Origin of the sequence: Moorena sp. SIO4A5, from assembly GCF_010672005.1 — a bacterium.
In the GTDB taxonomy this organism is placed as follows: domain Bacteria; phylum Cyanobacteriota; class Cyanobacteriia; order Cyanobacteriales; family Coleofasciculaceae; genus Moorena.
Genome location: NZ_JAAHHZ010000070.1, coordinates 24,241 through 34,968, shown reverse-complemented (window position 1 = coordinate 34,968; position 10,728 = coordinate 24,241). Strand labels below are relative to the sequence as shown.

Here is a 10,728-nt window from a genome sequence, read left to right as displayed (position 1 = left end):
AGGTAAAGCATTGGCTAATTTTTCAATGGCTTTCTCTTTTGATTGATTGTAGTAGAATAACTACAATATTTGCTAAAATAGAATTACGATCCTTTAGTTTAAATTTTAGATGGTTTTGATATAATAATGGTAACATTTTCAACAGATAGGTCTTATTGACAATGAAAGACCTATCTTTTTCTACCACAGATCGTTACACTCTTGACGTATCAATCGTTTCAATCGCTATCGTCGCCCCCCCAGGGGGTTTAACTCCTGGGATGAACCTTTTTATCAATGACCGACAGGTGACTCAGCAAACTGGCTTTGGGACTTTCAATATTGCGGCTAAGTGGAAAGCGATGCAGCGCGGTCTTGGGGGTCCCCCCCCATGAGCGACTGCATCAAGACAAGAAACTACAAAGGCTTTAAAACAAAAGAACCTTGGTATATCTTAACTAAATTGGTGGATTTAGACATAGCTATTCGAGCTTATCAAAAGCGTTTTGATATTGAATAGATGTTTCGATATTTTAAAGCAGGTGGCTATAATCTTGAAGGTTCTAAGCTCAAACCTCAGCAGCGTGAATATTCTACTTGTTGTCGTTGCTATTGCTTATACTAGTGCCATGATTCACGGTCAAAATATTAAGAGTATTGGCATTCAAAAATATGTAGCACGACCGGAAACTTCCTCAAATTCACAACGTAGACATAGCTCTTTTTATATTGGTCAACATCTTCATAATTGGCTCCACCTACAGCAATTGTGCCAACAAAATTTGTCTGAACTTTTGCAAATTAATCGTCGTTGGATTCTCCATTACAATCAGGGTCAACGTGCTATTGAGCTTGCCCTGTCTAGTTTTCAATCCCCTTTGTCGCCCTGCTAGCTTATGTAGTAGCAATTAGGAGTAATCATGGAGTCTGGATGCCATCCTCACAGAGGGTTAGAGCGAATAAGTGGTGTAAATTTACCAGAACATTTAGTAATCAAAAATCAGAAACTAGATACATTAGAGAAATAGTCTATGGAAAAAGGAGAGCCATAACTTACTGGGAAATAACCACAGACCCAAAAACTATGCCAGAGAATGGAACTTCTTTTGTGATGACTAATTTGAAAGGTAATCTCAAGAAAATCTTGGGAGATTTGTATGGATTAAGAACATGGGTAGAGTATGCTTTTCGTCAGTGTAAACAAGAATTAGGATGGACAGATTACCGTTTTAATAAGTTTAAGGATATCGAAAAATGGTGGTAAATAATTTTTTGTGTACACCATGATTAGTTTAAATTATCCAGCTTTTTTATCTTTCAATCAATCGGCAGAAGTGGCCAATGAGGTGACAGATACTGATGATATCCAGGTGAGTAATCATCAACAATGGAATCATCAAGGTGGATGGGATAATGTGTTAAACAATTTTCGTTTACTGATTCAACCCATCATGATGTTATGGATTATTTTTCCCTGGTTAGATATTTTACCTAATAGTAATTTATTGGTGGGATTGAATCAGCTAATTAGTGAAATTAATCAATGTCATTTTTTTTTTATTCTGGATAATCTGGCTTATTTGTTAATCATTGAATTCGGAAAGTGACAGAAGAGGGATACTACTCATATCAACACTCAGTAGTCAGCACTCAGCAATCAGCGCATATGACATAATTGAAACCGATAAGACCACCAAATCGTACAGCAATAGCAGATAATTGATTCTTGAGGACCAATAAATAATAAATAAATGATAAAGACTGCATGGGTGTTTCCTGGGCAAGGTTCCCAGGTACCAGGTATGGGAGTGGACTTATTAGACCTGCCGTCTGCAAAGGTTAAGTTTAAGCAAGCTGAGGAAATTTTAGGCTGGTCTGTCCTAGATATTTGTCAAGGGGAGTCCGATCAGTTATCTCAAACCCTCTACACTCAACCTGCCTTATACGTAGTTGAGAGTATCCTGGCTGATCTGCTCATGGAACAAGGGGAACGACCCCATCTAGTAGCGGGTCACAGCTTGGGAGAATATGTTGCCCTCTACACTGCCAAAGTATTTAACTTTGAGGCAGGGCTACGCCTAGTCCAACATCGGGCTAAATTGATGGATAGTGCTTCTGATGGCATGATGGTTGCTCTGATTGGCTTCAAACGCCCAGAACTTGAAGAAAAAATCCAGCAGATACAGGATGTTGTTATTGCTAATGATAACAGTCCTGCTCAAGTGGTAATTTCAGGTAAACCAACAGCAGTTCAGGATTTGCTGAGTCAGATTAAAGTGAAACGGGCTGTTCCTCTAAAAGTGTCCGGTGCCTTTCATTCTCCCTTAATGGCTGAAGCAGCGGCTCAGTTCCAGGAACTCTTGCTGTCTGTCCCCTTTGCTGACGCCCAGGTACCAGTATTATCGAATGTGGACCCTGTACCCACGGTCGAGGCAGCTACCTTAAAACATCAACTCCAGTCTCAAATTACTGGTTCAGTACGATGGCGAGAAATTTCTCTGAGGCTACCAGTGGAAGGGATTGAGAAAGTGGTGGAAGTCGGACCAGGTAAGGTGCTGACTGGCTTAATTAAACGGATGTGTCCCGAGTTAATTTTAGAAAACGTTAATAGCATTGCTGATCTGCAGCAATGCTTAGCAGTAGGCTAACTCGAAGCCCTAAGCTCAATCTGATTCAGGTTTTGGATGGCGGCGCGCTGCTCTTTGACGCGCCGCTTTGATGGAATCCCCCCAATAGTTATCAGAGTTTAGATATGGCAAGTGTCGGGAGATGGGGAGATGGGGAGATGGGGAGATGGGGAGATGGGGAGATGGGGAGATGGGGAGATGGGGAGATGGGGAGATGGGGAGATGGGGAAATGGGGAGATGGGGAGATGGGAGCGATTTTTATTAAGGGTAATTATCCTGACATGATATGAGGAGCGCGATCGCATATCGGTTCATGGCAAAGGCATCTAAATTCTAGAAGCCTTACTCAGCAGAAAAGATTTAAAAATTCGTAAGCATTCAGCGGTCAGCCGTCAGCCGTCAGCCGTCAGCCGTCAGTGGTCAGCCGTCAGTGGTCAGCCGTCAGTGGTCATATCAAATCCGGATAATTGCCCACACTTACGATATCCAGACAACATCTTTCTCCCCCTGCTCCCCTGCACCCGAAGCTCCCCTGCTCCCCTCACCAGGAAGTATGGTTATTCAACCGGATTTGATATCAGTGCTCAGCTTATTGTATTCAAAAGCTATTCCTAAAGTAGCGTGCCCATAGCCCATAAGCTAATGGCTGATACGCGACACGCTGATACGCGACACGCTGATAGCTGAATACTTATCAAAATTCCTAAGCAAAAATACTTATTCAATGACTCTCATATCCAGTAGGCATTTCCAAATAAGATGCGAATACCACTGCATATCGGTCAAATCCAGAACCATTAGGTTTTTTTGACTTTCTCAAACTTACCTAACATTTTTGATGCAGTCGCTTTTGAAATCATAAAAATATGAGAAAATGCAAAATCACAGAGTAAATAAGTCAGTCAGTTGACATGGGATGGCTGGAAAAGGTCTCTGGATTGGTGGTCTTTAGACAAAAGATCAACCACTGTTTCCTTATGCCTACCAAACTGACTTCTGCTGACTTCCCCCTGACCAGTATAACATCTTGACCCAAGGGGTTTCGGTTAGTGGAAAAAGTTGGCTAAATCAGCATTTTTATAGCTGATATATTTGCTGTAGTTATTGTCTTAACCATATTCCTAAAACAAATCACTGTGATTACCAAAGGAGCTGCCCATGCTTGAAATAATGAGTATTCAAAAAGCTGATGAAACCAGTCAATTAAAAAATCCAAAAAAGGTAATAATTACTGGCAGTTTGTAAATAATTATCCAAATCAACGAGTTACCTACAGTAAAAACTGTTAAAAACGGCTGGCAGGAATTTAATGTTGATTGCGATGGCACGATTTTTACGATTAAGGTCAAACCTAAAGTTTGGAAAAAAATCACGACGGCTAATGAGATGTATTCCATGTGGGTCGCTGTTATTACTGGCAAACTGGGAGCGAAAATTAACAAAGGGTTTCGGGTAGAGCAACCAGGCATTCAAGTATTTGAGAAAAAACCCAAGGCACCGAAACCAGAGAAAGCACAGCTACAAGCCCAATCACAGGAACAGCTACAACCACAAGCACAAGCCCAATCACAGGAGCAGCTACAGGAGGAGCTACAAGCTCAATCACAGGAGCTAGCCCAATCACAGGAGCAGCTAGCTCAATCACACGAACAGCTAGCCCAATCACAGGAGCAGCTAGCTCAATCACACGAACAGCTAGACCAATCACAGGAGCAGCTACAAGGTCAATCACACGAACAGCTACAGGAGCAGCTAGCCCAATCACAGGAACAGCTACAAGCACAAGCCTAAGCAAAGACCAAGAATTGGGCGTTAAACTGATTTAATCTGAACAGTTATTATCAAATTTCGTTAATCGTTAATTGAGAATTAATAATTTTAAATTAACGATTAACAATTAACAATTAACAATTAACAATTTTTCGGGATTCCTGCTCCAGCGGGTCGGTTCCTCAGCCCCCAAGCCACAAAAGGTAATGTTATGCTAGCTTCAACGGCTAATTGTTCATAGCGTTCATTGGTTTACAGGCTTTAGCCATAAGCCATTTCCTATAGGCTATCTCCAGATGAGCGATCGCATAACTCATATCCTTCTGATTGATGATGACCCAGTATTCCGATTGGGTATAAGGACTGCCTTGCAAGCCTTCGAGGATCTACTAGTTGTAGCTGAGGCTGATACTGGTACAGAAGCCCTATCAAGATTAGCGGCACTAGAGGCGACCAACTCCGTGGATTTGGCAATTTTGGAACTAGCTTTGGATCCCCCTAATTCAAGTGAAGGGATAGCCTTATCAGGATTGCCACTGTGTCAGCGATTACAGCAGGAGTACCCTAACTTGCCAATCTTACTACTGACCAGGGAATCTCAACCCACTGTACTAGCAGCAGCTCAAGCATTGGGTGTAAATGGGTACTGCCCCAAAGGAGTAGCGATCTCTACCATTGTTGAAGCCATTGGTCAAATTATTGAGGGTCAATCCTATTGGCAGACACTGTCTAACTTACCTACTGTATCTTATAAAGCTGCAGGTTTTGCTCCCTGGTATCAACAGTGGCGTAAATCAGGATTCCAACAATTTGAAGCGGCTTTAGCCCAGGTCAATAGTCAGCTGCAAAATCCTCGTCTTTCCAATTGGGATTGGCTGTTTTGGACTGGACGCCGTCGAGAACTGTTGGTAGCCCGTTGGCTGGCGGATCAGCTATTACCTGCTAGCATCATTCTGGTGGAACCGTCACGGGACAATTCCTTAGTCCCAATGCCTAAACCGGAAAGGTCACTGACTGTTGCGCCAATGGCTCAATCCCAGCTTAGCCCTAAGCCACCACTAGTTGAGCAGATATTTGACCGGACAATGAACCGGACAATGGTAAAACTTCAATCTGGTTTATCCAACCTCTCTGGTGTTCCCCTAGAAATTGACATTCTCCAAGTAGAGAAAAGAGCAGAGTTACTTGGTTTAGTCTTCCAAACCTTTGAAGAGCTGGTTGAAGATTTGCGCTTGTCTCAAGTAACACTGGAACAGTTACCTCAGAAGCAACAGCTGATTCTGAAAGATCTGTGGGAAGCATCAGTTACAGATTTCTTCGGAAAGTATTATACCTTGTACACGGACAATACTCAACTAGAAGTTGTCACTATTTTGCTTGGTAACTATCCCATCGTCAAAAAAGAAATTCTTGATAAAATTCCTCTAGTAATTGATTTATTAGGTCATCGACTATTTGAGAGCTCATTAATCATTGATAATGTCTCTTATCCAGCCCACACCCCTGAAGCAATTCAACGGTCAGAATTTATCCTGGACAATTTAATTATCCAAATTGCTAATGGGGTGATTCAACCGTTATTAAATCAATTGGCTGATGTAGAAATTATTAAGGTAAATTTTTATCATAAAAATCTAATGTCATCTCGGGAAATTGCTCGATTTCGCAATAATCTCTCCTGGCGATATCGCCAAGATAAACTATTTGGTGAGCCACAAGCAATTTTCGAGAGTCGATATGATTTATTTATCCTAACTGACACTGGCATTAAACAAACCAGTATCTATGCTCCCCGGCGTCGAGAATTAGAACAGCTGGGAGGTTTCCAGCTAGCTGTGACTTTAGCCTATGAGCTACGGGATGCTCTTTCTCCCCGTGTGCAAGCGGCTGTCACTTGGATTGGTAATGGTGTGGTGTATCTGTTGACCCAAGTCTTTGGTAGAAGTATTGGTCTAGTGGTTCGTGGTGTAATTCAGGGCATTGGTAGTAGCGTCCAAGAGGCCAGGTTTGGGAAAAATTCTGGACGTGGGAAGTAGGGAAGAGGGGAAAGTAAAAAAATACCATTACATCCGGCATAGGGACTGATTCAACCCTCCCCACCTAAACAATTTTAGAAAACAATTTTAGAAGCCCCTGCCTCTAGGCATAGGTTTCATGACTCATTCACAGTCACACCCTTTTTGCCATTACTCTCAGTATGTTCTACTACCTCCGAGCCTAGAGGATTAGCTTTATGCTGAGATGGTGGCAAAGCGGGTTCTAATATTTCCCAAGCTTCTTTGGCAATGGGCAAATACTGATCGTGAGCGGCTTTAGCTTCAGCAAATTTTGTTAAGGTTTTGGCAAAATTTCTATCCGTTGCCAGTTTCATATGTTCCGGTGTCAGGGGGTCTGGGGAAAATAAGGCTTCGATTACTGGCCGTAATTCCACAGCTTGTTGGCAAGCTTGTTCTAAATTTACCCTTAAACTTGCTAAAGATGCGATCGCTTTTACTGACTGAATAATCTCTGCTTCCTCACCCTCTGTATCAGTGCTAGCTAGTGGCTCAACTAAAATCAAATCGTCAGCACTCAAGCCATCGGCAAAGCTATCCTCATTGACGGTAGTGTCTTCTGAGTCTTCCATGCGCCGTTGAATCTCTTCGAGGGCTTTGGCTCTGTTTTTGGCATTGTCGGTTCTGCCGGGGACTTCAACGAAAAAGCCGAGTTCCTTTAAATCCTTGGTTGTATATTGCACCGTAGCTTTTGACATAATGTTTACCCCAGTTTCGATGTCCGATTAGATTCATCCTACTTAAATTAATAGTACGCCTGATCGAGTTCACTATGGAACATGGTTCCAAAACCGAAATGGCGTAAGCATATGCGCTACGCGCACGCTACTTGAGGTGCTATCAGCTCTCAGCTATCAGCTCTCAGCTATCAGCTCTCAGCCATTGGCCAACGGCTGACGGCTAACCACTGACCACTGACCACTGACCACTGACCGCTGACCACTGACCGCTGACCACTGACCGCTGACCGCTGACCACTGACCGCTGACCGCTGACCGCTGACCACTGATGGTCTAGCTAAGACTTTTTGCTTACTGAGGAATTATTAATTTTTGTAAAAATGAGTGTTCAAGACCTAGAAAACTGATATATACGTCGCTACACTAATCAAAGTGTGTAAGGCTTGTGGAACCTAGATGATTCCTATCCAACTAACTCTAAAAAACTTCCTCAGCTACCGCGACGCAACTCTAGACTTTCGCGGTCTTCACACTGCCTGTATTTGTGGTCAGAATGGAGCCGGGAAATCGTCCTTGCTAGAAGCCATTACCTGGGCAATTTGGGGACAAAGCCGTGTTGCTTCGGAAAACGATGTTATCAATACTGGGGCGAAGGAAGTCCGAGTAGACTTTATTTTTCAAAATAATCAACAAACCCATCGAATTATTCGGACTCGCCACCGAAAACAGGGGAGTTCCCTAGAGTTTCAAGTGGAAACACCAAATGGTTTTAAGTCTTTAAGCCAGAAAGGAGTACGAGCAACTCAATTATTAATAATAGCGAATCTGAAGCTAGATTACGATACCTTTATCAACTCCTCTTACCTGCGTCAAGGTCGAGCCGATGAGTTTATGGTCAGGCGTCCCAGTGAACGGAAACAAATTCTGGCAGATTTGCTCAAACTAGACCAGTACGAAAAATTGGCAGACCAGGCAAAGGATTTGTCAAAGCAGTTGAAAGGTCAAGTAGAACAGCTAGAACAAAGTTTGCAGGGTATTAAGGAACAACTGGGAGAACGGGATGCGATCGCAAAAGAAACAGCTACCCTGGAAACTGCCTTACACCAGCTGCAACAAGACCAAGACCAAGACGCGCAACAACTCAAACAACTACAAGCTGTTGGACATCAGCGGAATAGCTGGGAACAACAGCTAAACTTTGTGAGGACACAATATCGTAATCTTACTCAAGATTGCGATCGCATACAACAAGACATTGCTACTGCTGTTGCTCAACAACAACAACTTTCTGAACTACTCTCTCAAGACCAACAAATTACTGCTGGTTATGCCGAATACCTCCAGCTACAAGAACTTGAAGAAAGTCTTGCCGCAAAATTACAGACTTATCAGAAAGCGCAACAGCAACGACAACAACTTCAACAGCAGCTCAATCAAGAAATTAATCAACATAATCTCCAAATCCGTGATATCCAAGCTCAACTCGAAGCCTTGGGTACTCAAGAGCAAGATATTAAAGATACTCTCTCCCGTTCAGGGCAAGTGGCTACAGCCCTGGCACAACTTAACCAAGCTCGTGAACGCCTCAAGCAGCTAGATAATCTGCAACTAGAAGTCTCTCCCTTGTTGCAACGCCGTGGGTCTATCCAAAGCGAACTTGACCGGGTTCAAGCCAGACTCAGTGCCAAATTAGAAGAACTAGTCTCTTCTGAAAAACAGTTATCCCAGCAAGTAGCAACAACACCTCAGCTGAGACAGGCCGCACTTCAGTTAGAGGCTGAACTTGGGGAATTAGAGAAAAAGCGGGTCTACCTGTCTCGGTTACAGGACAAAGGACTAGAACGTCGAGGCTTTCGAGAACGCCTCCACGAAAACCAACGTCGCTATGAAAAATTACTGGGGGAACTGACCCAAAAAATCGAATTGCTGCAAGTTCAGAACGCAGTTTGTCCCTTATGCGAGCAGCCTCTAGATGCAGCCCATTCTGACCGGGTGATTCAGAAAACTACTGCTGAGCACAAGGATGTTCAAGATCAATTCTGGGTAGTACGAGAGCAGCTAACAGTTTGTGAACGAGAACTTCAGGTGTTGCGCCATGAATACTCCCAAATTTCCAAACAACTCTCTCCTTATGAAGAGTTGCTAGAACAACGGGGACAACTAGCAGCACAACTAGAAGCCACTGACGAAGTTTACGACCGACTCTATGAAGTATCTGAGGAAAAGAAAGAACTGCAACAATCCCTTAGTATTCCTAGTTATGGGGTAGAGTTACAGGAAGAACTAAGGCAACTCGACCTCCGAATCCAACAGCTCAACTACGACGAACAAACCCATGCTCTAGCACGGGGGGAAGTTGACCGCTGGCGCTGGGCTGAAATCCACTCGGCTAAGCTAGAAGAAGCACGGCGGCGTCAGGAAAAAATTGATGCCCAGAAACCACAGCTGCAAGAGAAGCTGGATACTCTTCAAGCCTCGGTGGATCAGTTACAAACGAATTCCCCGTTGAAGCAGCAATTGGATCAGCTAGATCGATACATTGCTGAGATTGGCTATAACTTGGATGCTCATAATCAAGTAAGAGCCTCGTTGCGTCAAGCCCAATCTTGGCAACTGCCTTATCAGGAATTACAAACTGCCCAAGAGCAACAGCCCCAAGTCGGTCAACGCTTGGCAAACCTAAATCAAACCCTCCAGAGCAGACGCTCTAATCTCAAGGAGGTTAATACACAAATTGAGGACATTGTCAAGCAAATGGAACAAAGTCCTGATGTCACTAGGGACATCCAAGCCTTAGAACAGGGCATGAAGCAGCGCCGACAGCAAATGGATAAACAACTATCCCAGCAGGGGCGTCTCCAACAACGGTTGCAGCAACTGGAATCCCTACAAACTCAGTATCAACAGCAACTCGAAAAGCTCCAACAACTCCAGCGGCAATATCGGGTGCATCAGGAATTAGCGATCGCATTTGGCAAAAATGGCATCCAGGCACTAATGATAGAGAATATTTTGCCTCAACTAGAAGCCCAAAGCAATCAAATTTTGGCTAGACTGACCGGGAATCAGTTACACATCCAAATTGTTACCCAAAAGGCAGGGAGTCGGTCTTCTAAGAAAAAAACCAAACTGATTGATACCTTAGATATATTAATTGCTGATGCCACTGGTACTAGACCTTATGAAACCTATTCCGGTGGTGAAGCATTTCGGATTAATTTTGCCATTCGTCTGGCATTAGCACAACTGTTGGCCCAACGCTCAGGCACATCCTTACAAATGTTGATTGTGGATGAGGGGTTTGGCACCCAAGATGCCGAGGGGTGTGAGCGATTGATTGCAGCAATTAATGCGATCGCATCCGATTTTGCTTGTATTTTAACCGTGACTCATATGCCTCAGTTTAAAGAAGCCTTTCAGACCAGGATTGAAGTATCTAAGACATCCCTTGGCTCTCAGTTAAGTTTATCGATGTAATCAATGCTAATATTTGTAGCAAAGGGAATAGGGAGTAGGGAACAGGGAGTAGGGAGTAGGGAGTAGGGAGTAGGGAGTAGGGAGTAGGGAGTAGGGAGTAGGGAAGTTCTGAACAAAAATTATGTAAGAAATTATGTAAG

12 protein-coding genes are annotated in these 10,728 nt (G+C 43.4%); 9 read left to right on the top strand and 3 right to left on the bottom strand.

The window, feature by feature from the left end:
- The first annotated feature begins 370 nt into the window (after positions 1 to 370).
- The 8 genes from F6K57_RS21110 to F6K57_RS21075 all read left to right on the top strand — a co-directional run bounded on the left by F6K57_RS21110 (position 371) and on the right by F6K57_RS21075 (position 6,413).
- Positions 371 to 499, top strand: coding sequence for a hypothetical protein (locus F6K57_RS21110; protein ID WP_293030515.1), 129 nt, complete (start codon positions 371 to 373; stop codon positions 497 to 499).
- A 64-nt stretch (positions 500 to 563) separates the two neighbouring features.
- Entirely contained in the window at positions 564 to 872 is a 309-nt protein-coding gene (locus F6K57_RS21105) for a hypothetical protein (RefSeq protein WP_293030518.1), read from the top strand.
- 38 nt (positions 873 to 910) lie between these two features.
- Positions 911 to 1,243 (top strand): hypothetical protein, encoded by a 333-nt coding sequence (locus tag F6K57_RS21100; protein WP_293070491.1) that lies wholly within the window; start codon positions 911 to 913, stop codon positions 1,241 to 1,243.
- A 19-nt stretch (positions 1,244 to 1,262) separates the two neighbouring features.
- Positions 1,263 to 1,586 carry a hypothetical protein gene (locus tag F6K57_RS21095; RefSeq protein WP_293070489.1) on the top strand — a complete coding sequence of 108 codons (324 nt, stop codon included), beginning with the start codon at positions 1,263 to 1,265 and terminating at the stop codon, positions 1,584 to 1,586.
- 144 nt (positions 1,587 to 1,730) lie between these two features.
- Positions 1,731 to 2,627 (top strand): ACP S-malonyltransferase, encoded by an 897-nt coding sequence (gene fabD, locus F6K57_RS21090; protein ID WP_293030521.1) that lies wholly within the window; start codon positions 1,731 to 1,733, stop codon positions 2,625 to 2,627.
- Between the two features lie 104 nt (positions 2,628 to 2,731).
- Positions 2,732 to 2,872, top strand: a complete 141-nt coding sequence (locus F6K57_RS21085) for a hypothetical protein (protein WP_293070487.1) — start codon at positions 2,732 to 2,734, stop codon at positions 2,870 to 2,872.
- Positions 2,873 to 4,002: 1,130 nt separating this feature from the next.
- On the top strand, positions 4,003 to 4,398 hold the full coding sequence (locus F6K57_RS21080) for a hypothetical protein (protein ID WP_293030577.1): 396 nt from the start codon (positions 4,003 to 4,005) through the stop codon (positions 4,396 to 4,398).
- 275 nt (positions 4,399 to 4,673) lie between these two features.
- Positions 4,674 to 6,413: a DUF3685 domain-containing protein gene (locus F6K57_RS21075; protein WP_293070485.1), complete on the top strand. Its 1,740-nt coding sequence runs from the start codon at positions 4,674 to 4,676 to the stop codon at positions 6,411 to 6,413.
- Positions 6,414 to 6,529: 116 nt separating this feature from the next.
- Here the strand turns inward: F6K57_RS21075 and F6K57_RS21070 are convergent, their stop codons facing one another.
- On the bottom strand, positions 6,530 to 7,129 hold the full coding sequence (locus F6K57_RS21070; protein WP_293070483.1) for a hypothetical protein: 600 nt from the start codon (positions 7,127 to 7,129) through the stop codon (positions 6,530 to 6,532).
- 170 nt (positions 7,130 to 7,299) lie between these two features.
- Positions 7,300 to 7,437 carry a hypothetical protein gene (locus tag F6K57_RS21065; protein WP_293070481.1) on the bottom strand — a complete coding sequence of 46 codons (138 nt, stop codon included), beginning with the start codon at positions 7,435 to 7,437 and terminating at the stop codon, positions 7,300 to 7,302.
- A 130-nt stretch (positions 7,438 to 7,567) separates the two neighbouring features.
- Between F6K57_RS21065 and sbcC the strand changes: the two genes are divergently transcribed.
- Positions 7,568 to 10,588, top strand: a complete 3,021-nt coding sequence (gene sbcC / locus F6K57_RS21060; protein ID WP_293070479.1) for an exonuclease subunit SbcC — start codon at positions 7,568 to 7,570, stop codon at positions 10,586 to 10,588.
- Here the strand turns inward: sbcC and F6K57_RS21055 are convergent.
- Positions 10,567 to 10,704 (bottom strand): hypothetical protein, encoded by a 138-nt coding sequence (locus tag F6K57_RS21055; RefSeq protein ID WP_293019916.1) that lies wholly within the window; start codon positions 10,702 to 10,704, stop codon positions 10,567 to 10,569. The genes sbcC and F6K57_RS21055 overlap by 22 nt on opposite strands.
- Positions 10,705 to 10,728: the final 24 nt, after the last annotated feature.

Excerpts from the sequence above, each read along its gene's own strand:
- F6K57_RS21110 (WP_293030515.1), top strand. The coding sequence starts at position 371 with ATGAGCGACTGCATCAAGACAAGAAACTACAAAGGCTTTAAAACAAAA.
- F6K57_RS21100 (WP_293070491.1), top strand. The coding sequence starts at position 911 with ATGCCATCCTCACAGAGGGTTAGAGCGAATAAGTGGTGTAAATTTACC.
- F6K57_RS21095 (WP_293070489.1), top strand. The coding sequence starts at position 1,263 with ATGATTAGTTTAAATTATCCAGCTTTTTTATCTTTCAATCAATCGGCA.
- fabD (WP_293030521.1), top strand. The coding sequence starts at position 1,731 with ATGATAAAGACTGCATGGGTGTTTCCTGGGCAAGGTTCCCAGGTACCA.
- F6K57_RS21085 (WP_293070487.1), top strand. The coding sequence starts at position 2,732 with ATGGCAAGTGTCGGGAGATGGGGAGATGGGGAGATGGGGAGATGGGGA.
- F6K57_RS21080 (WP_293030577.1), top strand. The coding sequence starts at position 4,003 with ATGTGGGTCGCTGTTATTACTGGCAAACTGGGAGCGAAAATTAACAAA.
- F6K57_RS21075 (WP_293070485.1), top strand. The coding sequence starts at position 4,674 with ATGAGCGATCGCATAACTCATATCCTTCTGATTGATGATGACCCAGTA.
- F6K57_RS21070 (WP_293070483.1), bottom strand. The coding sequence starts at position 7,129 with ATGTCAAAAGCTACGGTGCAATATACAACCAAGGATTTAAAGGAACTC.
- sbcC (WP_293070479.1), top strand. The coding sequence starts at position 7,568 with ATGATTCCTATCCAACTAACTCTAAAAAACTTCCTCAGCTACCGCGAC.